The sequence below is a fragment of the Marisediminitalea oceani genome (assembly GCF_003731635.1).
Taxonomy (GTDB): Bacteria; Pseudomonadota; Gammaproteobacteria; order Enterobacterales; family Alteromonadaceae; genus Alteromonas; species Alteromonas oceani.
The window spans coordinates 67026-90838 of the sequence record NZ_RCUA01000065.1; the positions used below are offsets into that span (position 1 = coordinate 67026).

General features: G+C 46.7%; 17 protein-coding genes. 10 read left to right on the plus strand and 7 right to left on the minus strand.

Annotated features, from left to right (window positions below):
- Positions 1–4 precede the first annotated feature (4 nt).
- From D9T21_RS16455 to D9T21_RS16465, 3 genes are all read left to right on the plus strand, one after another.
- Entirely contained in the window at positions 5–337 is a 333-nt protein-coding gene (locus D9T21_RS16455; protein ID WP_123326090.1) for a DUF6488 family protein, read from the plus strand.
- A gap of 875 nt (positions 338–1212) precedes the next feature.
- Positions 1213–1647: a DUF4231 domain-containing protein gene (locus D9T21_RS16460; RefSeq protein WP_164464720.1), complete on the plus strand. Its 435-nt coding sequence runs from the start codon at positions 1213–1215 to the stop codon at positions 1645–1647.
- Positions 1647–2627: a hypothetical protein gene (locus D9T21_RS16465; protein ID WP_164464721.1), complete on the plus strand. Its 981-nt coding sequence runs from the start codon at positions 1647–1649 to the stop codon at positions 2625–2627. Before D9T21_RS16460 ends, D9T21_RS16465 begins: the two co-directional genes overlap by 1 nt.
- 228 nt (positions 2628–2855) lie before the next feature.
- Here the strand turns inward: D9T21_RS16465 and D9T21_RS16470 are convergent, their stop codons facing one another.
- On the minus strand, positions 2856–3530 hold the full coding sequence (locus D9T21_RS16470) for a type 1 glutamine amidotransferase domain-containing protein (protein ID WP_123326096.1): 675 nt from the start codon (positions 3528–3530) through the stop codon (positions 2856–2858).
- A gap of 122 nt (positions 3531–3652) precedes the next feature.
- On the opposite strand from D9T21_RS16470, the gene D9T21_RS16475 reads away from it, so the two are divergent.
- The 4 genes from D9T21_RS16475 (at position 3653) to D9T21_RS16490 (ending at position 8153) form a co-directional block, all read left to right on the plus strand.
- Entirely contained in the window at positions 3653–4546 is an 894-nt protein-coding gene (locus D9T21_RS16475) for a LysR family transcriptional regulator (RefSeq protein ID WP_123326098.1), read from the plus strand.
- Positions 4547–4709: 163 nt separating this feature from the next.
- Complete coding sequence (locus tag D9T21_RS16480) at positions 4710–5885, plus strand: PQQ-dependent sugar dehydrogenase (protein ID WP_123326100.1); 1176 nt, start codon at positions 4710–4712, stop codon at positions 5883–5885.
- 263 nt (positions 5886–6148) lie between these two features.
- Positions 6149–6319 (plus strand): hypothetical protein, encoded by a 171-nt coding sequence (locus D9T21_RS16485; protein WP_164464722.1) that lies wholly within the window; start codon positions 6149–6151, stop codon positions 6317–6319.
- A 112-nt stretch (positions 6320–6431) separates the two neighbouring features.
- Positions 6432–8153: a putative bifunctional diguanylate cyclase/phosphodiesterase gene (locus D9T21_RS16490; RefSeq protein WP_123326104.1), complete on the plus strand. Its 1722-nt coding sequence runs from the start codon at positions 6432–6434 to the stop codon at positions 8151–8153.
- 60 nt (positions 8154–8213) lie between these two features.
- Here the strand turns inward: D9T21_RS16490 and D9T21_RS16495 are convergent, their stop codons facing one another.
- The 3 genes from D9T21_RS16495 to D9T21_RS16505 all read right to left on the minus strand — a co-directional run bounded on the left by D9T21_RS16495 (position 8214) and on the right by D9T21_RS16505 (position 12883).
- On the minus strand, positions 8214–10514 hold the full coding sequence (locus D9T21_RS16495; protein WP_123326106.1) for an FG-GAP repeat domain-containing protein: 2301 nt from the start codon (positions 10512–10514) through the stop codon (positions 8214–8216).
- 256 nt (positions 10515–10770) lie between these two features.
- Positions 10771–11742, minus strand: a complete 972-nt coding sequence (locus D9T21_RS16500; RefSeq protein WP_123326107.1) for an endonuclease/exonuclease/phosphatase family protein — start codon at positions 11740–11742, stop codon at positions 10771–10773.
- Positions 11743–11881: 139 nt separating this feature from the next.
- Positions 11882–12883 carry a LacI family DNA-binding transcriptional regulator gene (locus tag D9T21_RS16505; protein ID WP_123326109.1) on the minus strand — a complete coding sequence of 334 codons (1002 nt, stop codon included), beginning with the start codon at positions 12881–12883 and terminating at the stop codon, positions 11882–11884.
- A 305-nt stretch (positions 12884–13188) separates the two neighbouring features.
- On the opposite strand from D9T21_RS16505, the gene D9T21_RS16510 reads away from it, so the two are divergent.
- A complete protein-coding gene (locus D9T21_RS16510) occupies positions 13189–15225 on the plus strand; it encodes a glycoside hydrolase family 97 protein (RefSeq protein WP_241155738.1) in 2037 nt (678 codons plus the stop codon).
- 210 nt (positions 15226–15435) lie between these two features.
- Here the strand turns inward: D9T21_RS16510 and D9T21_RS16515 are convergent, their stop codons facing one another.
- The 3 genes from D9T21_RS16515 to D9T21_RS16525 form a co-directional block, all read right to left on the minus strand.
- On the minus strand, positions 15436–16941 hold the full coding sequence (locus D9T21_RS16515) for a tryptophan halogenase family protein (protein ID WP_123326111.1): 1506 nt from the start codon (positions 16939–16941) through the stop codon (positions 15436–15438).
- 12 nt (positions 16942–16953) lie between these two features.
- On the minus strand, positions 16954–18429 hold the full coding sequence (locus D9T21_RS16520) for a putative 2OG-Fe(II) oxygenase (protein WP_123326113.1): 1476 nt from the start codon (positions 18427–18429) through the stop codon (positions 16954–16956).
- A gap of 75 nt (positions 18430–18504) precedes the next feature.
- The gene (locus D9T21_RS16525; RefSeq protein ID WP_123326115.1) at positions 18505–20970 is read right to left on the minus strand and encodes a TonB-dependent receptor domain-containing protein; all 2466 of its coding nucleotides are present in this window, start codon (positions 20968–20970) and stop codon (positions 18505–18507) included.
- 438 nt (positions 20971–21408) lie between these two features.
- On the opposite strand from D9T21_RS16525, the gene D9T21_RS16530 reads away from it, so the two are divergent.
- Together D9T21_RS16530 and D9T21_RS16535 are read left to right on the plus strand one after the other, a co-directional pair.
- Complete coding sequence (locus D9T21_RS16530) at positions 21409–22515, plus strand: adenosylhomocysteinase (RefSeq protein ID WP_123326117.1); 1107 nt, start codon at positions 21409–21411, stop codon at positions 22513–22515.
- Between the two features lie 180 nt (positions 22516–22695).
- On the plus strand, positions 22696–23697 hold the full coding sequence (locus D9T21_RS16535; RefSeq protein ID WP_123326119.1) for a family 43 glycosylhydrolase: 1002 nt from the start codon (positions 22696–22698) through the stop codon (positions 23695–23697).
- The last annotated feature ends 116 nt before the right edge of the window (positions 23698–23813 follow it).

Genomic DNA, 23813 nt, shown 5'->3' on the forward strand with positions numbered 1-23813 from the left:
TAAAATGAACAAACTAATATCAATTGTTGCACTTTGTGGTGCCTTGCTTACTGGTAACGTACAAGCTCATGGTGATCATGGGGTTATCAGCGGTCAGAAAGCAATTAGCATTTCTGCCACCTTGATCAAAAAGATGACATTTAAAGACGCGGGTTTTGAAGTTGGTAAGTTAGATGAGTCATGGAAGAATATTGATAAATCTCAACTTTCGATTGCTAATGTTGAAGACAATTTTTACGTTGTTAGTGCGTCTAATCCTAGCAATGAAAATAAGCTTTATTTCCAAATTGCTAAAAACGGTCAAGTTATAGCGGTTAAAGATAAAAACGATTTTTGATGAACAAGAGGCTCCTCTTTGCAACATAAGAGAAGCCTTTAACCTGCCATGATTCACAAACTTTATTAAAATAAGTTGGGTCAAAACCTTTTGAGTTATTGGGATAGTCACAAACTCTATTCAATTTTCGGCCTCAAGAAAGCCTTATAAATTAGACACCCGACTCACAAACTTTATTAGCGTAAGACAGAGATGTCAGTCGGGAATTAAGTTTGTGACTAGCGCAATTAAGTTTGTGACAGTAATTAAGTTCGTGATTATGACAATTGAAGTTGGGAACAGGCCTAATCTAGTTGGGAACTAGGTGACTGGCCCATGAAAAGCGAGTATTACGGAAGTGATGCTCGCTTTTTTGTTGCCTCTTCAATACGGTATTTACGTTAACAAACGAATCATTGTGTTTATATGCAGGCACTGACCTTTGCCAGAATTTAAAGCAGTACGACCATCTACAGTGTCAATATTCACATCAGAAGATTCTGTAGGACTACCAAAAGACACCTCTCTACCGTAAAAAGCACGCTGGTATTGGGACTATCTGGTCCATTTCGATGAGGTTAAGCAGCAAATGAATCTTGGTATGCCTCAAACGACCAACATTGATATGAACAGTGTGGCTTCGCATGAAAAACGCAAAGAATAAGTGGCGTAGACCGCCGTTGTATATTGCCTTAATTGATTGTAACGCTGTATCTCACAACGATTAAATCCAGTTATTTTTCAACACAGAAAAATTGAGCTAGTCGATTGGTTGATTACTATTTATACTGATTTCAACTTTTATGGCCCGGTAGTGTTGTCTCTTTATTGGTGTCGACTTCAAACAGGCGATTACTTGTCTGGTGAATAATCTTTTAAAGCACGGGGCTTTGCAAATGAATGAAGAGGAATACATTTCCACCAGGCTCGATGCTCAAATAGCTTGGTATGACAACAAGAGTCAGCGGGCTCAAAGTTGGTTTAAACGGCTACGAGGAATCGAAGTGGTGGCAGCGTCTTCTATTCCTGTGATTGCCGGGATAGCGCCTGAGCACCCCGCAACCATTATTATAATTGCAATATTAGGTGGGCTGATAGCCGTACTGTCAGCGCTGATAAGCCTGAATAAGTATCAGGAAAACTGGCTGGAATACAGAACGACTTGCGAAACCCTTAAGCATCAGAAATTCTTGTATCTGACAGGCTGCGAGCCTTATCACACTGTCGAGGCCTTTACTGAGTTTGTTATAAAGATTGAGGGGTTAATTTCAAAAGAAAACAGTAATTGGAATAGCTATGTAAAGTCTCCAGCTAAAAAAGATCAGCCATAGTGAGTCTGTGTCGCTCGCTAACGCCGCGAACAAAAGGCTGGGTTGCATATTCCGCTTCAGTATTGTTGATACCACTCACACTGAGTGTGTTTTTACTGGCAATTATGGGTGATTATGTTCTCATAGGCGTTGTGGTGAGCGTGTTGCTTTTTGGCGTAGGGATACTGCTATACAGTTACGGCGAATCATTGCTCGCCCCCACCGTAAAAGAAGTGCTGGAAAAAGACACCCGGCCGCCCGTTATTTTCTTGCGACCATTCGAAAAAGATCTGCACTTTGTTGAAGACCAGGAAGAAATATTTATAGACCCAAGTGGAACAAGAAGCACCCGTTTTGAAGAATTACTGACCCCTTTAAACGCACTGGGCCCCTTGATCTCGATAGCTGATCCAAGCGCAAAAGGCCGCTTTGCGGGTACACACCATGGTGGAGCTTATCGAGAATATGTCAGTGTTGATGACTGGCAGACACGAGTCACTGAATTTCTTCGTACGGCAACTTTGGCAGTATTAATTGTAGGGGAGTCTGATGGTATCACCTGGGAGTTTGAGCAAGCCCGTAAACTGTTACCGCCGCAATCTATATTGCTCTGTTTACCCGATGTAATGCGTATCAGTAACAAATCCAATTACGAGCATATTTACTGGGATTTCAACGAGCAATTTAAGCGCATTTTTGGCAGTGAATTACCACCGCTGGAATCTGCCACCTATTTTATTGGGTTTGACCCACAGGGCAGCCCTTTCTTTCCTGATATTTCTGAAGAAGACATTGAGAAATTTAGTAAAAATGGTTTTACCTCTATCTTGATCTCGCATCAACTCGACTCAGTCTTGCACCGCCTGAGGCCCGACGTTAAATTACGCAGACAACGGCTCATCGGTACAGTATCGAAACGATGGCGCTTAGGGATTTTAATCCTGTTTGGACTCACCAGTATTCCTTTGTCGATACTTTTATTGGTAGTCATCTGGCGATAACAACACTTTTTTACTTACTAATACATGATGAACGCTTTCTCCACTTGCAAGCGGCCTCTGTGAGTTATCGCATGGCTTTTGTGCCTGCTTCAGGGAACGTATTTGCTCTGCAAACTATCGCTGCCATATATTGAGTTTGTCTGCAGAGCATTTGGGCACATTTTTTAGTTACGCTCCGCTGACCAGAGCTCCCCAATTATCCGGGGGGCTCTTTATAAACAAAATGGCTTAAGAACCGAGTTGCTTCACCATGGCTGTAGCCACACTGTGAGCGCTTGCCGGGTTCTGGCCGGTGATAACACGGTCGTCTTCTACCACGAATTCCTGCCATGGCTGTACTTTGTTGAATCGTGTCGCTTTGCGGGCCAGTGCCTCTTCCAGCAAAAACGGAATGTCATTAATTGTGCCGTAGTCGACTTCTTCTTCACGCGTAAAACTTGTGACTGATTTATTCGCCAGAAGAGCTTCGCCTGAGCTCAATGTAATGGGCAATAAAGCTGCAGGGCCGTGGCAAACCGCGCCAATTAATCCGCCTTTTTCGTAGTGAGTTGCGGCCAGCTTGGCAAAGTCTTGATTGCTGGCTAAATCGCTCAGCAGTCCAAAACCACCAGGGTAAAAAATGGCATCGTAATCGTCGATGTTTACCTCGGAAACCGGTAGGCTGCTATTCGTACGGTTTTTAAAATTTTCGCTGGCTAATACCTGTTGGTTAACCTCATCGCCCTCAATGTCGGTACCGTAAACAGGCACCTGGCCGCCTGCTATTGAGGCAATGTCATAATCAAATCCATGTTGGGTAAACACGTGAATTGCATGGGTGATCTCGGGTGAAAAGGTGCCGTTGGCCTGGTCGGTGGTGCCAAGCGTAGCGTGATTAGTTACAGGGATAAGTATTTTTTTCATGAAAGTTCCTCATAGTCAGTTTCATTGTTCATTTGCAATCACTATAAAACGTCCCTCATTGAATGATAATATGCTAATTTTTGGAAATACTGTTGTTGTACAGCAATAATAGAGGCAGTGCTTTGGATAGTTTTGAAGGGATCGTCGAATTTATAGCGGTAGCTGAGAGCAGAGGTTTTTCAGCCGCGGCCAAACAGCTCGGTTGTAGCACCAGCCATGTGAGTCGTCAGCTGGCCAGACTGGAGGAGCGCCTGGGGTGTGTTTTACTTTCACGTACCACCCGGCTGGTGAGTTTGACTGACACTGGCGCGGTGTATTATCAGCAGGTTAAAGATCTGCTCACCGGCTTACAGCAAGCTAATGAGCTGGTGAATCTACAGCAAATTAATCTTACCGGTACTTTACGAGTAAGTGCGGCTGGTGGCTTTGCCGAACACTATGTGGCCCCGGCGCTGATGAGTTTTGCTCAGGCCCACCCTGAGTTAACCATTGATATGGACTTTAACAGTCGCATGGTTAACTTTGTTGAAGACGGCATTGATTTTGCCATTCGCTATGGTGAGCTCTCCGATTCGAGCCTGATCGCTCGTAAACTGGTTAACCGGCCAATGATGGCAGTAGCCGCCCATGATTACCTTCAACAATATGGTGAGCCGAACCAGCCGGGCGATTTAAAAAATCATAGTTGTATTGTTACCAATAATGATACCTGGAAGTTCATCCATAATGGCGTACCGGAAAGTGTAAAAGTAAAAGGGCGCTGGCGAAGCAATAACGCTAATGCTGTGTTGCAAGCTTGTGAGCAGGGGCTGGGCATAGCCTACATGCCCAAAAGCACGTTTACCGAAGCAGTGAAAGGCGGCCGCGTGACCCCGATACTACAACCCTATTGGGGAAGCGGCTCAAGTAGCTGGATTGTTTATCAGAACAGGCGCTTTATGCCCCTGCGGACCCGTATGGCCATTGATTTTCTGGTGCAGTATTTTGCCCGGTGGCGAGAAGATGAGGATATATAACATTATCCAGCGTGGCTTTAGTAGTAATCAACTTGCTGAATTGGCAACAAGTTGAGCTTATCCCTGATAAATCACGTAGGTACCTATAATGATTATGAATAGCGTGTCGCATTAGCGTGTGACGAGTAGTGCGCTAACAACGAATTAGGTAGGGAGCCTCATTATGCAAAAAATACCCGCGCGGAAAAAGCTACTGTTTTTTATGACGCTACTCACCACATCGTTTGTGGCGTTTGCTCAAAGTGCCTCGTCAGCACAAGTTAAGATGGAAGGCAGCGAGGGCACAATGCTCACTGGCCAGGTAATGGCCTCGTTTGATCAACCCTGGGCAATGACATTTTTACCGGATGGCCACAGTCTGGTAACCGAAAAAGAAGGTGTCATCTGGCTGCTCGATAAAAATCAGCAAAAGCGGTTTTCAGTTGATAACGTGCCAAGTGTTACCGCAAGAGGACAGGGTGGTCTGGGGGATGTGATTATCCATCCTGATTTTGCCACCAACAATACCGTTTATGTGTCGTACATTGAGCGCGACCCACAAGACGATGCGTTCAGCGGCGCTGTGATTGAGCGCGCCACGCTAAACATCACTAACAACAGCGCAAGCTTGTCAGACCGTGAGATTATCTGGCGCCAGTCACCTAAAGTGACCGGTAACGGGCACTATTCGCATCGCATGGTGTTTTCGCCCGACGGTTACTTGTTTATTACCTCAGGTGAAAGGCAAAAATTTACGCCAGCGCAAAATATGGCAATGAATCTGGGTAAAATCCTGCGCTTAAACGACGATGGCAGTGTGCCGGACGATAATCCTTTTGCCGGCAACGGCAATGTTACCGGGCAAATATGGACCCTTGGTCACCGCAACCCGCTGGGTATCGATTTTGATGCCGAGGGCAATCTGTGGGCGCATGAAATGGGGCCTCGCCACGGTGATGAGCTTAATATTATTGAAAGAGGCCGCAACTATGGTTATCCCATGGTTTCACAGGGCGACCATTATTCGGGTACAAAAATTCCCAACCATGAAGACTTCCCGATCTTTAAATCGCCAGAAAAGGCCTGGGTTCCTGCTATCAGTCCGGCTGGGTTCATTATTTATAAAGGAACTATGTTCAGCGACTGGACCGGCAATGGTTTCATTGGCGGGCTGTCTTCTAAGGCCTTAGTGCGCGTGGCTTTTGATAAGGATGACAAAGGCGCCTGGAAGGTCGAAGAGGCAGAGCGTTATGAGTGGGGGAAACGGGTTCGCGAAGTCGAGCAGGATGATAAAGGCAACATCTATGTGCTGGAAGACAAAGAGGGTGGCCGCTTAATCAAAATTCAGCATAACAATTAATTCGTAATCCGGATGACAGCATGGCTTTGGCCATGCTCTTCCGGTTGTTATCTTCTCTATGCAGTGCCAGCTGTTTGCGACAGCATGTCAAATCACTGTGCATACCGACGGAAAAATTGACTTAACACTTTGTCTCCAAAGAGTTTTTATACCTGTAGATGTAAAGCAATACGCCTGACAAGTTGTTTGTCGGATAAACAGTGTGTATAAGCTGTCATAAATTAACGCAAGCGCCAGACCTGACTATCAGTTTTAAAGCTCTAATGGCAATTGCCGATAGTTGTTTTTATGCCGCTAAAGCGGCTGGTAATAATACCCGGATTGGCGTGGAGTCTGCGCAGGATCCTATGCTATTTGAGGGTGAGGCATTGTTACCGCGAATAGAAAGTTTATTGGATAACGAACTGGTCGTTTTCCGACGCGCTGGTGGCTAGTTGGCGATTATGGAAAACACGGTAATTATTTGGAATTGAGCTAAACTTTCTATAAGTGTACGATTATGAAAGAAATTTACAAAACACTGCTTAGTGCTTGTATAGGAAGACAATGTTTTCAGATAAACGGGAAATGACAAACTTCGGCGACTCCTATGATGCGGCAGAACTGAGATTTTTGGATCTTATCTGTTCACTTGCCAAAGTGTCTATTCAGGGGTACGACAAGCACAGAAATGTCATCTACTGGAATGATTCGAGCGAAGAAATTTATGGGTTTCCTCGTGAAGAGGCCATCGGTAAAAAACTTGAAGAGCTGATTATTCCTCCTGCCATGCGGGATGAAGTGTTAATGCTGCACCAACAGTGGCTGGATCAGGGCATCCCAATCCCGTCTGCTCAGTTACCACTGCAACGTAAAGACGGCAGTATCGTGCACGTCTTCTCTTCGCATGTCATGCTCAAGGCCAATACTGATTCGCCGGAGATGTTTTGCATCGATATTGACCTGAGTGAACAGCATGCGGCGCGGGAAAAGCTGGAGCAGATGGCGTCTACCGATTTACTTACCGGTCTGCCCAATCGTCGTCATCTCGAAAACACCCTGCAGAGCCGCATTGAACAGGCTCAACAAACCGGTGATAACTTCGGGCTTTTCTTTCTCGATCTGGACATGTTTAAAGAGGTTAATGATACGCTGGGCCATTCCTGGGGCGATGAGCTGTTGCGAGCCGTTTCGCAACGCTTGCACGAGTGCCTTGACGGTAAAGGGCTCATTACCCGGTTTGGCGGTGATGAGTTTGTGGTGGTGAGCGATGCTCTGAATGAAACCGGTGCCAGTGAACTTGCTGGCAAGCTAACTGATTGCTTCGAGCAAGCATTTGAGCTGAGTGGTGAAAGTGTGCGAATTACCCTTAGCGTGGGCATTAGCCTGTATCCTAAGGATGGCGATAAAGCCGGCGATCTGCTCAAAAACGCGGATTTGGCCATGTACGATGCAAAAGCCAAGGGGCGCAATCGCTACGAATTTTTCAGTGAATCCCTGGCTTTGCAACTTCAAGAGCAGCGCACCCTGGCCGCGCAGTTACACGAGTCGCTGAATAACAACGAATTTGAATTGGTGTATCAGCCGCAGTTTGATTTAACCACGGGTAGAATTGCTGCCTGTGAAGCCTTATTGCGCTGGCGGCCCTCTCAGGAAGTGGCCAGTGTTTCACCGGGGGTTTTTATTCCGGTTGCTGAGCGCACCGATCTTATCCTGCATATTGGTCGCTGGGTGATGGAGCAGGCCTGTCGGCAGGTTAAGGCATGGCGTGATCAAGGCATTAAAATTCGGGTCGACATCAACGTGTCTGGTCGGGAATTGGTTGAGCCTGGTTACTTTGCCGGGCTCGATGATTGCCGTGCGCGTTACGGGCTCGAACCTCAGGATATTGGTATCGAACTTACCGAGAATATCCTCATTAAAGCGGGTAGCGACGCACTCGAAGAGCTTAAAAAACAGCGTGAAAAAGGTGTTGAAATCTCGGTAGACGATTTTGGTGTGGGTTATTCATCGCTGAGTTATCTGAAACACTTCCCGGTGAGTCATCTTAAAATTGACCGTACGTTCCTGAAAGATGCCCCTGAAAGTGCTTACGACGGCGCACTGATGGAAGCAATCGTAAATGTGGGTCACAAGCTCGACTTATTTATTGTAGCCGAGGGCGTAGAAACCGCTGAGCAGTCCCGCTATTGTCAGGAGCTCAAAGTTGAGTACGCTCAGGGCTTTTTGTACGCTAAGCCAATGCCAGCCCGCGAGCTTGAAGTCCTTCTTATTAGTAGTAAAAAATAAAAGTGAACCGGTGAGTTCACTTTTAATATAGAGTCGAGGTAAATTTAAAAGTAGAGATATTTATTGGAAAGTATTAGAGCGCTTTTCATCTTTCCCAAATTGTCCCCATTGGACATCACCGTGATTATCGCCACCGAGGTCATAAACGAAAACGACTGGCGCTTTAGTTTCAGAACTACCAGATAGAACTATTTCATTGCGCCCATCTAAATCTATATCACCGATGGCTGGAGTAATCGGAATTCCGTGGACACTCGCAAAGTCATCTATTATTTTGGGGAACCCTGATAAAAGCTTACCATGATTACTGAAGGCTAGAAGACGTCCTCTACCTTCGATTGGTCTAAAACCATATTGTGTAGCATCATCCCCTATAGTTACACTAGGTCCATGATTCTTAAAGTAAATAACTATATCTTGCGCTCCATCACCATCAATATCACCTACTACAGGATAAATACCAAGATGTGAAAATCCTCCCAAAAAATTATATCTTTGGGGCCAACCATCCAATATTTGATATCGATTCTGTTTATATGTGTAAACGAACAAATAAGAGTCGCCCGCCACAATAATCTCTGGTATATCATCATTTGTTAAATCAGCAAGAACAACGTGAGCATTATGTCCCATTACTAATTTTTCCTGGGGGATGGTTGCTTCTTTTACTCCTTCCATATTGTAAATTTTAAAAATTTGAGTGCCTGGCATATTTTCCATCGAAATGATTTCATTTTCCCCGTCACCATCTACATCGCCTACTACCAAAGTGTATGCTATCGGAGATGAATCAATTATCGGGAACCCCTCTTTAACGTTGCCTTGCAAGTCCGTTAAAAATATCCCTTCTGCTGCTTGTTTGCTGGCAAACAAAAGCTCAGTTCCGGGGGAGTTATCTAATTGACCAACAATCGGAGGTCTGAAGAAGTCATTACATTGATCAAATTCAAGAAAGTCACAATATAAATCTTCTTCCAAAACGCCTTCGTTTGAATATCTTAAAATGTTTGAAGGAGGAGTCGGCAGAAATATGCTTTCTTGCTGCATATCGCCAAATTTTGCAGTGGTAGGTGGGTAAATACTATTGCCTGGTCGTTCGAATAATACAGTGTTATTCAAAAAACTATCTTTAATGCCTACAGCAGAAGCAATCAATTTGTAGGAGGGATTATGCGGGTCGTCAATAGCGGAGAATCCCATTACGCCTTCCCCTTGATTATAACTAATGAGTTCAGTTCCTTCATGATTTAGCATTACAAGCCCACCACAAGGATAAATATTAACTATGATTTCCAGTTTTTCATCACCCTGTAAATTGGTTAGCAAAACACTGTTGTGAGGCCCGCCAAGATATTGGCATGTGGCATTTGTAATCCTATCTTTATCTTCATAGGGGAAACCCATTTCTAGGTTTGAGTTTCTTTCAAATTCCGCCTTTCCATAAACCTCATATGATTGAGCGTACGCTTTGGCTTTATTCACATCACCAATTATTGCATCAACTAATTGCTCATCTGATAACTCCTGCCATCCAATAAATGAATTTCGGATGTCATGATGGTATTTATCAAGGTTACTACGAACAATATCAGTAATATTGTTCGTTTCAATAAAATCATCGGTCGGTACGTAAAAGTCTATTTCTGCATCTATCTCAATATCCAATGCTATATCAAAGCTGCCTAGTTTGCCGTTAGAATAAAGCTGATCCCAGTCTAGTATCTGAAGCATCCAGGAAACATTTGTTTTGTAGTGATCTGGCAAAGTTTCTCCGTTAAGTGTCATATCCATTAAATGCATGTCTTCCTGACAATTTATTTCACCAAACTTATTAACCCCGATGTAAAAAGATACTGTCGTTCCAGTGTTACAGTAGGTCGCTCCGCCTGCTTCTGTTCTATTTAGCGACGTGCCTTGTTCGTCTAATTTATATTCAATGCCATAGACCAAACCTAAATGGTGTACAAAGCCATTGAGACGATGAGATTCGCGATAAGTGATATTAATAATGCTGGGAGCGCTTTCAACTTTGCCATCGTTAACGGTCAATTTAATTTGGTATTCCCCGATTTTATTTGCCGAAAATTCAGTTGTTGCAGCCCTGTCATTTGAAAAGGAATATAGACTATCTTCGGGAGCGCTGAGTACGTCCCAACGATATGTTAATGTGTCACCATCTTGATCAGTCCCAGATCCGTTAAGCGTTATGTTCTCGCCTATATTAACTTCCTTATTTACGCCGGCATTTGCGACAGGTTGATGATTTTGTGAGGCAGATTTATCGGTCTCCCCGGCTCCCCCTCCACATGCACTGAGTAAGATAATTAGAACGCAAAAAAAGACAGTGTTTTTATAATTCATTTGATACATCCATGTTTTTTAACTGAAATCCAGAGTGGATTTAGTTACGTTCCTGTTAATTTTAATGGCCCGATTAGATCATAAAACTAAAAATTAGACAATAGACTCAAATTGATCATGAGCGCGATAAGCTGGATGGTTGAATTTACACCGACTGTTGTGACTATTAATTATTTGCCGATAAGCCGGAGGAATTAGAACCAAAGAAGAGCATCCTATTTTGGTGCTCCCCTGGTTTTGTGACGTTACCTGAAGCTTATTTTTTGCGCATCAGTTGTAGCTGGGTGAAAAGCGGGAAGTGATCGGAGCCATACCCCGGTAGCCTTTCTACTCTTACCATCTCGAAATCCTTCGAGTGAAAAATGTGATCCAGCGGCCAGCGCACCAGCGGATATTTAGCGTGAAAGGTATTATAAAAGCCGCGCCCGATTCGGGGATCCTGGGCCTTGCTAAGCTTGCGGAAGCGTCGTGTGCTCGGCGACCAGGCCACGTCGTTTAAATCGCCGGATACAATCACCGGGTCGTTGTGTTCGGCCATTTCTTTGCCAATGATGGCTAACTCGGTATCCCGCGGGGCGGCAGACTCATTCTCGGTTGGGCTTGGCGGTTTGGGATGCAGAAAATAAACGGTTACCTGAGTGCCATTGATGTCGATTTGTACTTCCATAGACGGCACGTCATCTTCCACCACATAGCGGATCTGTTCGCCTTGAAAAGGTAGCTTGCTGTATAAATGCATGCCATAAAGATTTTCCAGCGGGCAGGCCAGGCGGTGCGGATACTCGGAGTGAATCGATGACATCGCGTCCTGCCAGTCATGGTTACTTTCCAGCAGGATTAGCATATCAGGCTGATATTGCCCCACCAGTTTCTTCAGCCCGTCGTAGTTATCGTTATACATATACACGTTACTGGTAAGAATACTCAGCGTACTGTTGTTATCCAGCTGGCTTATCTGCTTTACCTGCTTAGGCCAAAGCACAGTATAGGGGAGGATCCAAATCGCCTGATAGATACCTGCAAGTGCCAGGGCGGTCATCATCACTGCCGCTGTAACCGTGTGCTCCATCGCCTGAAAAGTCCAGCCAGTAATGCACAACAGAATGAGTACAAACAGCTGTAAACGGGGGAACTCCCACACTCTGATAAGCCAGTGTTTACCGGGCAGGTGCGGAGCCAGAGTCGTAAACAGCATAAATAAGCTTGCGATGAGCAGCGTGATGTACATTTGTCGTCCTTGATCAGCAGGTCCTGCAGGTAAGATACCTCTATTCCTTAACTTTTAATACTTTACTGCTGTATTCGAGCAACTATGGCGCTCAATTTTACTGGACCTTATAACTACTTTTATTATTTTGCTGCGCAGGCTAAATCTTCTTTGTTGAATGCCGGGCCATAATGGTTGGAATAAACTTGTAGGAGCGTTCTTCTGATGGTGTTTTTTCCTGAGCTAAATCCATAGCAATGGTTGCCGCTGTTGAGGCCATTAACTTGATCGGGTAGTGCATAGTGGTTAACTTTGGCCGACAGTACTGAGCCAGAATAACATCGTCAAATCCCATTACCGATACGTCGTTAGGCACATCCATATTATGGTCATAGAGCGTATTCATTACGCCAGAGGCCATGGCATCGTTATAGGCAAGCACTGCAGTAAACTCCGTCTGCGAGGCCAGCAGCTCCCGCATGGCTATTTCACCGCCTTGTTGGTTTGGTGACGAGATGGCAATGTGACTGTCCGGTAAAGGGATGTTGTGTTCGGCCAGGAAATTTCTGATACCTTGTAGTCTGTCCCGGGGATCTTCGATGTCAAAATCACTGCTGACAACAGCGATTTTTCGGTGCCCGAGGTTTACCACGTGCTCAGCCATTTTGTAGCCGCCAAGCACGTTGTCGAGCCATACGCATCGTTCACTGATTGCTTCGATATAACGGTTTATCAGTACAAAACCCGGCACCGTGCGGGCAATGTCGACCAGTGTTTTATCATCAAGAAATTTAGAGTGAACAATCATGGCTTTCACTCTGTGATCAAGCAGTGTTTCTATTGCGTCCAGTTCACTACTGGCGCTGGATGAGCCTGAACTCATTAAGAGTTGCGAGTTTGATTCGCGGGCGACAGTTTCGATGGCATTGGCGTAGGTAGCAAAGAAAGGATCCATCAATTCAGCCAATACTAACCCCAGCGACGTGCTTTTCTTATTGACCAGTGCTCTGGCATTAATATTTGGGCGATAGCCCATAGTCTTCATAACCTGTTTAACGTGCTCACGAGTTTTCAGGCCAACTTTGGGTCCATCATTAATCACGCGGGATACGGTTGCAGGGGAAACGTTTGCTGCTTTAGCTATATCTTTAATAGTTGTCACTTTATAACCTTAAATACTGCTCAAATAGCCGGGCCAGCGATTTTTTACTTCGCATTAACACTTTGCTTTGGTGAGAATAGCACAGCGCTTGTGTAATAAGCGAAACTAAAATGATTTTGCAATGAGTTTTTAGTCATATTGAAATTATACCTTAGTCCTGCTTTCCTTTAGTTGTAAATGCTTTTACCTAAAATTAACAAACTTTGTTGACAGAAAAGGGAAAACGTTTTACCTTTGTCTTAACTTAATCGATTAACCTTCATCGAAATGCATCGCTGAAGAGATTTATTAGAGGAACGTTGATCTTGAAAACAGTCAACCACTTGAAAACTATTGCGTCTTTAGCTGTTGTTCTGACAAACCTTGGGGTTGTTGAAGCAGCTGTTGCTGGCTCTGTGCATAAACTTAACTCGCCGGATGGCGATATCACCGTTACCGTTAATGCAGACAAGCAGGTTAGCTACTCCATTAACTTAAATGGGCAACCCTTACTTGCGCCTTCGGTTATCGATTTAGCTATTGATGGTAAACCGGGACTTTCCTCAGGCGTTGCGGTAGACAATGTTTCTTATCAGGCGCACTCGCAGGTGCTTTATCCTGAGGTCAGAGTAAAATCTGCAGAAGTCGTTGATGAATATAAGGCCATGACAGTTACCTTTGCCAATGGCTATACGGTTGAATTCAGAGCCTATGATAATGGCGTTGCCTACCGGTTTGTTACCGATTTTGAGCAACCTGTTACGGTGCTGAATGAGACCGCTGAATTTAACTTTTCAACCAGTGCCACGGTTTACTATCCGCTGGAAGAGAGCTTTTATTCACACAATGAGCGCAGCTATCTCCATCAGTCGATAGGCGAGATTAAGCCAACCGATCTGGCAAGTACGCCTACGTTGGTGGATGCTGGTTCCGCAAAGGTTCTGATTACCGAAACGGCCTTGCGTGATTATGCCGGGTTGTGGTTATTAGGTGATGGCAAAGATGGCCTGAAAGGCACTTTCCCACAACAACCTACCAAGGTTGTTGATGGCGAACCAGAGTGGATCGACCGCAACCAACCTGTTGTTGAACGAGCGGATTACATCGCGAAAACCGATGGCAAGCGAGCGTACCCATGGCGAGTTCTGGCAATAGCAGAAAACGATGCAGAACTGCTAACCAACCAACTCACTTATCAGCTGGCAATCCCTAATAAAGTGGCAGACACCTCGTGGATCAAGCCTGGTAAGGTAGCCTGGGACTGGTACAACGCTAACAATTTAAAAGGCGTGGATTTTGAAGCAGGCCTGAATACCGAAACGTATAAGTTTTATGTGGATTTTGCCTCTGAGCACGGTATTGAGTATGTCATTCTTGATGAGGGTTGGTATCCGCTGGGTGATTTGATGGGCTCAGTGCCCGGATTCGATGTGCCGGAAATTATTGCCTATGCCAAAGAGCGCAATGTGGGCATTATTTTGTGGACAACCTGGCTCACCCTGGAGCAGCAGTTTGATGAGGCTATGGACCGCTTTGCCGAGTTAGGTGCAGTGGGCATTAAGCCAGACTTCTTTCAGCGTGACGATCAGGAAATGGTTAATTTCTACTGGAAGATTGCCGATGAAGCTGCCAAGCGCCATCTGTTAGTGGATTTCCATGGTGCCTATAAGCCAGCAGGCCTACGCAGAACTTATCCTAACGTTATCTCTCGCGAAGGTGTAAAAGGCCTGGAGTGGAATAAGTGGAGTCTGGATAGCACGCCTGAGCATAACACTACGCTGCCATTTATTCGCATGGTGGCTGGACCAATGGATTATACCCCGGGTGCCATGTCTAATGCTGTTGGGCCAGCCGCCTACGAGCAAATCCAATACAGTGGTAAAGCTCCTGATCATGCCGACTTTACCATCCGCTTTAACCGCCCCATGAGCCAGACTACCCGGGTGCATCAGATGGCAATGTTTACAGTATTTGAAAGTCCTCTGCAAATGATGGCGGATAGCCCCACGCAGTATCTGGATAACCCGGAGTGTGCCGAGTTTATTGCCAGCGTACCCAGCGTATGGGATGAATCTATCGCGCTGAACGGGCAGATAGGAGACTACGTTACTTTTGCCCGTCGCTCTGGTTCTGAGTGGTTTGTTGGTGCGATGACAGACGAGCATTCTCGTAAAATGAACATCGACCTGGACTTCCTGCCAGCTGGTCGCTACGACATTGTTATCTTCCAGGACGGCATCAATGCCCACCGTTTTGCCGAAGATTTTAAGAAAGTCACAAAAACCGTTACCCACCGCGATAGCCTGACTATGCAGCTCGCTCCGGGTGGCGGATTTACCGCAAGGATTACTCCACGGAACTAGAGTGCCCCTTGTTCCGGGGAGTTGCACGGACGGTGCAAGATTCATGGATGAATCAACCTTTCCGACCAGCCCGGCCCGCTAAGATAACCCAACTATCCAGGGCCGGGTTAGTCCTTTAAAGTAATAAACTGTTGATGCTGATATGGCGTTACCACCAAAAAGGCCGCAAGTAATATTGCGGCCTTTTTGCGTTTTAAAGCTAAGCAGTGTTTAGCTTTTAGTCATGTTATTTATGTATGCCATATGGCCAGGTGCCTGTTGGGCATACTGGGTCATAACCTGATTTAACTTATTGAGCCAGCCAGTGTAATCAGCGTCGCTATAATGGACCAGCGGGTCGGTTCGCTGTGGAGTGTTACCCTGGCCGATATGCACAGCCAGCCAGCTGGTATTGCCAAAAAGGTCCATTTCACCTTTGGTAATGCGCCCGAACTCTCTGAAATGCGCTATTTTTTCTGCCAGTTCGTCTGGTACATCCATGTCGGCACAATAACGCCACATCTCGGTATCGCGGCGTTCCATCAGTTTGTAGTGCAGGATTATAAAGTCTCTGATCCGCTCAACCTCAGCAATGGCGATACGGTTGTATTCGTCAATGCTGCGCTGGTTAAAGGATTTATCAGGAAACAACGCCAGCAGTTTGGCAATGCCAGCCTGTATCAGATGAATGCTGGTGGACTCCAACGGCTCAATAAAGCCGCTGGCCAGGCCTATGGCTACTACGTTTTTATTCCAGAATCGCTTGCGCCTGCCGGTTACGAACTTAATCAGCCGCGGCTCAGCCAGCGTGTCGCTGTCGAGGTTGTCGAGTAGTTGCTGGCGGGCGTGTTCTTCACTAATAAAAGCGCTGGAGAATACATGGCCATTACCGACCCGGTTTTGCAGTGGGATGCGCCACTGCCAGCCGGCCGTGTGTGCGGTAGTGCGGGTGTAAGGAATAGGGTCTGCATTGCCTGCGGTGGGTACGGCCCAGGCCCGGTCGCAAGGCAGCCACTCGGACCATGTCTCGTAGCCGGTATGCAGAGCCTGTTCTATAAGCAAACCACGGAAGCCGGAACAATCTATGAAAAATTCGCCATCAATCACCTGGCCATTTTCAAGCGACACCGAGGAGATAAAGCCGGTGTCTTTGTTCTTGCTCACATGACTGATTTTACCCTCAATACGCTTTACGCCCCGTTGTTCTGCGTAGTCTCTTAAAAACTTAACGTACAGCCCGGCGTCGAAGTGGTAGGCATATTCAAAGGTGGAGAGTACATTCTTAGGATCGCCGGACGGGTGAATAAATTTACCCTTGCGGGCCAGATGCCATGCCATGGCATATTCATCCAGCGGTTTGGCTTGCCCCTGTTGGTGCGCGCTGAGCCAGTAATGATGCATGGATACCGTATCGAACTGACGGCCGTAAGTACCAAACGGGTGGAAGTAACGGGAGCCGTTACTGCCCCAGTTAACAAATTCGATCCCCAGTTTAAAGGTGCCATTGGTCCGCTGCAGAAATTCGGCTTCACTGATCCCCAGGGTCTGATTAAATACCCGGATAGGCGGGATGGTTGCTTCACCAACACCAACAATGCCAATCTCATCGGATTCGATAAGGGTTATGTCGCACTTACCTTTTAGCACGTTACTTAGCGAGGCTGCGGTCATCCAGCCAGCGGAGCCGCCGCCGACGATGACAATTTTTTGAATGCTTTGCGAGGGATTACTATTCATAGTTTATCTTCTTTAACGGGCCGGAGATTGCACATCAAAAGCAACCACCAGGCGTTCGCCTTGTTCAAAGGGGACGGTGGAGTGCCACATGGTGGAGGGAAACAACACCACGTTACCTACAACCGGTTTTATTTTTAAAGTAGGGGCTAAGTTAAGCTTAAGCTCCGGCGGCGGTGTGCCAAACTGGATGAAGCCTGCGTCGGGTGTGGCCGGATCACTCATTTCAGGGAGCTGTAAATGCAGCGCAGAACTTATCCAGCCCTTAGGATGCGTATGGCTGACGTTATAACCTTGTTGTTGCAACTTTACCGACCAGCTGCCAGAGAATTTTATATTGCCCTCAAGAGCAGCCGCTCTGGGCTTGCCTAATAACGGGTGGGTTTTCTCATCATGCTCAGGCAGTTGCGCCACGTAACGGCTGACAGTCTGTTTTAGTTTGTCTCGCAGGGTTCTTAAAATAGGCTCATGGCGCAAAAACAGGTGCTGATCGGTTTGTGTGCCGCCTCTTACCGATTGCTCGATGAAAGGAGAACGTGAGGAATGCAGCTTGTTCAGGCAAGCTTTCAGCTCACTAAGCTCGTTTTCGCTCAAATGAACCGGCATCGACTTAACCAGTTCATCATTATGTTCGAGCCAGGCAAAGTAGGGGCTGTCGGTTAGGCGCCAGATAAGTGACAAATACGGAATAAAAACCAGTGCTGAGGACTTTGCGACTCTGCGCATAGCGATGCTTTCAGCGGTCTGAAACTGTTGTTGTTTTATAAAGTATCTGACCAGAGCTAAATCCAGCGCGGTATCATCAATATGCTGAGCTTGCTGTAGCAGCGGGTTAAGCTGCTCTGTCTGGTCTGACTCAATGGCCAGAATAATACTGGCAATCGTGGCAAAGCGGGTGAGTGCCGGTTGCTTACGCATGTTTTCAATGAGCTGCTGTGCTTTATCCCAGCCTTTGTTCTGTACTAGTAAATTAAAGTAGTGCTGATGTAGTTGCGCGTGTTGCGGTTGCTGGTTGATTGCCTGTTGGAAGCTGTTTAAAAAAGTGGCGTCATCACCCTGGGTATATTTGAGTGTGGCTAGCAGTTTATGCCCTTCCACCCAGTCCGCGTGCGCTTGCAGTTTCGACTCCAGGAACTGCTGTGCCTCTACTACATTACCTTGTGATGCGACTGCCAGTGCATAACCATGCCAGGCACTGCGCAGGGCCGGATTGAGCCGGGTGATTTTGGCGAAGGTGTCGGTGGCGCTAAAACCCGCCAGTAACTGACTTTGAGCGAGCGCTAATAAGGCGTCGGTATTGTCCGGTTGATGTAATAAAAACGCTTCAAATGCGGTGATTGATTCGGGGACCAGTTGCTCCTCGAACTGCAGCTGACCTAGCAGCAGGCATTCCGATTCGGTGGCCTGGTTGTTTTCAAGCTTCTGACCCAGTTGCGCTATTGCTTGTTGTGTTTGCCCACTTGCGAGCAAGGCGTTTACTTGCGTGGTCAATTTTCCTCCCGCCGATCGAAAAAAGCAGGTAGCAAAACTGCCACCTGCTCATCGACTATAGCTAATATTCTGCCATTAGAATAATAGTCTCACTGATGCACTCAGGTTTCTGCCTAACACCGGTTGCGCAGAAATCACACCGTTATCGGCATCTACCACACCACTTAAACCTCGCAGGGCAAATTCGTCGGTCAGGTTTTGCCCGATGATGGCGAATTCAAGGTTAGGAGTAGGGCGATAAGAAATGTTGCCGCCAAAGATAGGTTTGTTTTCTGTCTCAACTCCGGCACCGTTACGGTTTCCGTACTGTCCGGACATGTTCAGACCCACTCTGATCTGGTCTGAAATTTCGTAGGAAGACGTTACCGCATAGGTTAATTCAGGGATGTCGTTAGCCGGACCCCAGGTGCCGCCATTTGGCTTTTGCTCGGCATCAGTATAGGTAGCGTTAGCAATTACCGACAGAGCATCCCAGCGTAACGTGCCGTAGAATTCAAAACCCACCGTGCGGTATTCGTTATCCAGAATACAGCCGCCGTTAGGACAGGCAGGCGTTGAGGTTGGCTCATAGTTACTTTGGGTAAAATCACCTTTGAGTAAGGTAAACTCAACGGTATAGTCGGTTTCACCCAGGTCACCACGGTTTTTCACGCCAATCTCATGTTGATTCACTTCATCCACAGCCGCTACGCGACCGGCCTGAGTTAATGAACCATCCGGTTGAATCTTACCGCTCACGGTCTGACGGTCTGAGTTGAAACGGTTGCCTTTCGAGGTGCGTACAAAGAAGCTGGTATCTTCGTTAAATTTGTACAAACCACCAAAGGTGTATGAAGTATAGCTTTCAGAATAGTCAGGGTACTCTTCTTTACCATCCGCCATCAGGGTTGGTATGGCTACACCATCAATAACGGTGTCAAAAGACTCACCACTCGACTGTACGGTATAACCTGAAGCGTCGATGGTATCCCGGCGCACGCTACCATCCACAATGAAGTCATCCAGTTCTAACTCAAGCGCTACATAAGGGGCCGTGTTGGTATATTCCAGATCGTACACACGAGCACAGCAATCACCCCAGTTGTCGTTAAAGCCAGCCAGACCGTTGGCGGTTAACTGGTTGCCTGCGGCATCAAATAAATCCAATTGTGCCGGGTTACTGCTGCCCGCTTCGCGGAAGTTACGGTTGGTATGCCAGTCCATTGCGATTTTCTGGTTCATGTAGAAGTAACCGGCACGGGCATTTAACGTCGCACCATCAAGCGCAAATTCTTTTGAGATGGTGAGGTCGTTCACAAAGCTGCCAACATCATTGATATCAGTGCGAACGTTAGTGTTGGTATCAATATAGGGCTTGTTGTATAACTCACCTGCCATCGGGCCATTGGCGTAACGGATTGCATCGACAACTGAACCGTTAACCGTTGAGCCAATCACATTGGAAGTCATGCCAGGGCCGTGGAAAGGCTCGGTAAAAGCACCGCTCATATCGGTCCAGCGCATTTTGTTATCCACCATGATGTCGTTTTCCATCACATAGTGAACTTCGTTGCCTAATGCCAGTGCTTCGGTGGTAATGCCCGACATGTTAACCCGCTCTACCGCGCCTTCGTTATTCACGATCAGGAAACTTTGGTTAAGAGTCGAGAAGTTAGATGCCGAACGACCATCCATACCAGGGTAAGGTCTGACATCAGAAATCTTATTGTTGCTGATATTGGCATAAGCCAGCGAGCCGGTGTAGAACGGCTCTTGTGTATCAGCGGCTTTCAGATAGAAACGAACATAACTTTCATCATCTTCGAGGTATTTGGTCAGGTTCGCTTTTAACTGCATGCTTTCAGAGGTATTAAAGCCATCATCCAGCGGGCCGCGGCCGGTTTTCATGTAACCACCAACGTGGTAGATCACTGAGTCTGAGGCCGAACCGCCGTAACGAAAGTCAACGCGCTTTTCGTCATAGCCGATACCGGTAGAAAGGCCTACATAGCCGCCTTCCACATCACCGATATGTGAAATGTAGTTAATGATGGCGCCAGGGGCTTGCGAAGCAAAGGTCGCAGCGGTACCGCCGCGAACAGATTCAACCCGGGCTGTTGAGGCATCAAAACGCGTCCAGTAGTCATTGTTACCAAACTGCATATCACCAAATAGTACTGTAGGCAGGCCGTCTTCCTGAATTTGCACGAAAGGTGAACCGCCGGTTGCTACCGGTAAACCGCGAACCGCAATATTGGCATTACCACCCGGGCCATTGCCGCCGTTAGCCTGGATACCAGGGATTAGGCGGAATAACTCAACTTCAGAGTTAGGTTTAAAGTTCTGAATCACTTCGTCATCGATACTGGTAACCGCTACTGCAGATTCAATCTGTGTGCGTCCACCTACTGTACCGGTGACAACAATGGTTTCAAACGCATCATCTTCAGGTGTTTTTGTTTCATCAGCCGCGACGGCTGTAAAACTGACACCAAGCATGACTGACGTAACGGCAGCCGCCAGTCGGTTTTTAGCAAACGTTGGTTTTAATGGTGTGGTCATTTACGTTCTCTCTTTCTCTACAAACCCTAAGCTTCGTAAGTTGTCTGTTTAGCCAGGGAAACTTAGCAAACAACTTAAGTTTTAGCTTAATCGATTAAGCTTGGGTAAATATTAGTGAAAACGTTTTCCTTTGTAAAGTTATTGTTATTAAAATTTACATGGAATTTCCGTTAAAGTGGCTGACTATTTAATAAGCAATTGTTTGGTATGGTATTTATTTTTACATTTGTTATAGCTTTGTTGCCCCTTTTCACCAGTCCCGGCAACTTTGGGTCGTGAATTTGACTGCTGAGAAAATGCAAAGCTGAGTAATTAATGAGCGCTCGGTAAATCGGTTTCCCTTTGTTAATCGGTAACTACACAATACTTTTCAATTTACCCCTTGTTGCGTTGCACTACTAACGCTTACTATTTAATTTTTCTTCAAGTGCAATTGTTATGTATCAGAATTTTCAAGCTGAGCTGGCCTGGGCCACGCTCCATATGCCGCGCACTCGCGCTGCCATTAACGCCTTACCTGACCTCAGTGGCGTAAAACTCGCCTGTAATATGCATCTGGATTTAAAAATGGCTCCGCTGGTGGCGGGGTTACTTGATGCGGGTTGCGAAGTGTTTTTGACTACCTGTAACCCCACTACCGTGCAGGATGATGTAGTATCGCATCTGGTGAGCAAAGGCGCGGTCGCCCATGCCTGGCGAGATATGAGTGATAAGGACTGGTCTGACTCATTTGACAAGGCACTGGCCTGGGGGCCAACCCATTTATGCGAAATGGGCGCCGATCTGACTACACGCTTACACGAAGGTAAGCTTCAGCCTGATATTATTGCCGGCCTTGAAGCAACCGGCTCTGGCATCAACCGGTTGGGCAATGTTACGCCCCGTTATCCCATTTTTAACTGGGATGATCTGCCGGTAAAAGAAGGGCTGCATAACCGCCACATGGTAGGCTTAAGTGCCTGGCAAACGTTTTTCCAAACCACGCACCTGACCTTGCACGAAAAGGTGGTAGTCGTTATTGGTTACGGATTAGTAGGGCAGGGCGTTGCGGCCTCGGCCAAAGCCTTTGGCGCACAGGTACAGGTTGCCGAGCTGGATCCGGCGCGCGCATTACAGGCTAAATACGATGGCTGGCCGGTGGTCGATTTAAGTGAGGCGGTGAAAACGGCAGATGTCATTGCCACGGCAACCGGCGCTTATGGCGTAGTGAGTGCAACGCATCTTGATAATATGAAAGACGGAACCTTCATTTTAAACGTGGGCCACGTCGCGCAGGAAATTGACGTGCCTTATCTTAAGCAGAATGCATCCCACAGCGAGCCAATGCCCTATGTTAATGCCTACCAACTGGGCGATAAAACGCTGTTTTTGCTGGCGGACGGTTCTATGTTTAACCTGACTGCGGGCTATGGCGATAGTCTGAATGCCTTTGATGTAACTCTGGCGGTAATGGCTGCCGGGATTGGCCACATCGTTGGCGAAGGAGCATCAGCAGAAAAAGGCCTGTATTTACTTCCCGAGCACGCCTGGATGAGCGCGCTCTGATTAGCCGGTTTACAGGAGGTGCATTAGCGCCTCCTATTTACCCCATTGCTTTAATATCTCTCTTAATTTCTCTTTACATGGTGTCACCCAACGGTAGCGCTCACAGTAAAAAAAGTGTTATCTTTGGCGCTGAAATTCATTTGTATGACAAATGCCTCGATCTAACTTGAGAAATAAATGATGACAGCAAAAACAAATGACCCGTTAGTCGCCCAGCGTGCTGACCCTTTTGTGTACAAACACAGCGACGGTTTTTATTATTTCACCGGTTCAGTGCCCACCTATGATCGCATTGAGTTAAGAAAGTCTGCGACCATTGAAGGCTTGCAGGACGCCGAAACATTCGATGTGTGGTTTAAGCACGAAAGCGGCCCTATGAGTCGCCACATCTGGGCACCTGAAATTCACTATCTCGACGGTAAGTGGTACATCTATTTCGCCGCCAGCGAAGAAGAAGATATCTGGGCGTTACGCCCTTACGTGCTCGAATGTACAGGCCAGGATCCGCTTAATGATGAGTGGGTAGAACTAGGCATGATGCAAGCCGCCGACGGCGATGAAAAATCCTTTATCGACTTTTCTCTCGACGCTACGGTATTTGAAAATAACGGTAAGCGTTATTTTTGTTGGGCCGAGAAAACCGGCGGACAGTTTGCCGCGTCTAACCTGTACCTGGCTGAAATGGAATCACCCATTAAGCTTAAAACCACGCAGTTTATGCTCACTACTCCGGACTACGACTGGGAGCGGGTTGATTTTTGGGTAAATGAAGGCCCGGCTGTACTTAAGCATAATGGCAAAATCTTTATTGCGTTCTCGGCCAGTGCCACAGGCGCCTGCTATTGCATGGGCTATATGGAAGCCGATGAAAACGCCGATCTGTTGGATCGCAATTCATGGACTAAAACCAGACATCCCGTGTTGCAAACGGACTACGACAAGAAAATTTACGGCCCCGGCCATAACTGTTTTACCGTAGCCGAAGATGATGTAACGCCTTTGTGTGTTTATCATGCCCGGGATTACGAGCATGCTGTTGGCGATCCGTCCGTGGTACCGAAAACCGACACTCGCCCGCTGGAAGAAATTAAACAGGATCCACTGTACGATCCCAACCGTCACGCCCGCGTGATGGAAGTTAAGTTTGATGCCGAGGGCAAACCGGTGTTTGAACTCTATTAAATATCTTTAAAGCTGCCGCTTTTCTAGGCGGCAGCTCCTATCATTTCCACGAATAAAACCCTTCTCACAGTGCTATCGGGTACTGATTTTGTTTCTTTATTGGTTGCGTTGCACGC

What these genes read in the sequence shown, in the direction of transcription:
- D9T21_RS16490 (WP_123326104.1), top strand. Translation starts at nt 6,432, where the DNA reads ATGTTTTCAGATAAACGGGAAATGACAAACTTCGGCGACTCCTATGAT.
- D9T21_RS16525 (WP_123326115.1), bottom strand. Translation starts at nt 20,970, where the DNA reads ATGACCACACCATTAAAACCAACGTTTGCTAAAAACCGACTGGCGGCT.
- D9T21_RS16530 (WP_123326117.1), top strand. Translation starts at nt 21,409, where the DNA reads ATGTATCAGAATTTTCAAGCTGAGCTGGCCTGGGCCACGCTCCATATG.
- D9T21_RS16480 (WP_123326100.1), top strand. Translation starts at nt 4,710, where the DNA reads ATGCAAAAAATACCCGCGCGGAAAAAGCTACTGTTTTTTATGACGCTA.
- D9T21_RS16485 (WP_164464722.1), top strand. Translation starts at nt 6,149, where the DNA reads ATGGCAATTGCCGATAGTTGTTTTTATGCCGCTAAAGCGGCTGGTAAT.
- D9T21_RS16535 (WP_123326119.1), top strand. Translation starts at nt 22,696, where the DNA reads ATGACAGCAAAAACAAATGACCCGTTAGTCGCCCAGCGTGCTGACCCT.
- D9T21_RS16470 (WP_123326096.1), bottom strand. Translation starts at nt 3,530, where the DNA reads ATGAAAAAAATACTTATCCCTGTAACTAATCACGCTACGCTTGGCACC.
- D9T21_RS16460 (WP_164464720.1), top strand. Translation starts at nt 1,213, where the DNA reads ATGAATGAAGAGGAATACATTTCCACCAGGCTCGATGCTCAAATAGCT.
- D9T21_RS16515 (WP_123326111.1), bottom strand. Translation starts at nt 16,941, where the DNA reads ATGAATAGTAATCCCTCGCAAAGCATTCAAAAAATTGTCATCGTCGGC.
- D9T21_RS16495 (WP_123326106.1), bottom strand. Translation starts at nt 10,514, where the DNA reads ATGAATTATAAAAACACTGTCTTTTTTTGCGTTCTAATTATCTTACTC.
- D9T21_RS16500 (WP_123326107.1), bottom strand. Translation starts at nt 11,742, where the DNA reads ATGTACATCACGCTGCTCATCGCAAGCTTATTTATGCTGTTTACGACT.
- D9T21_RS16455 (WP_123326090.1), top strand. Translation starts at nt 5, where the DNA reads ATGAACAAACTAATATCAATTGTTGCACTTTGTGGTGCCTTGCTTACT.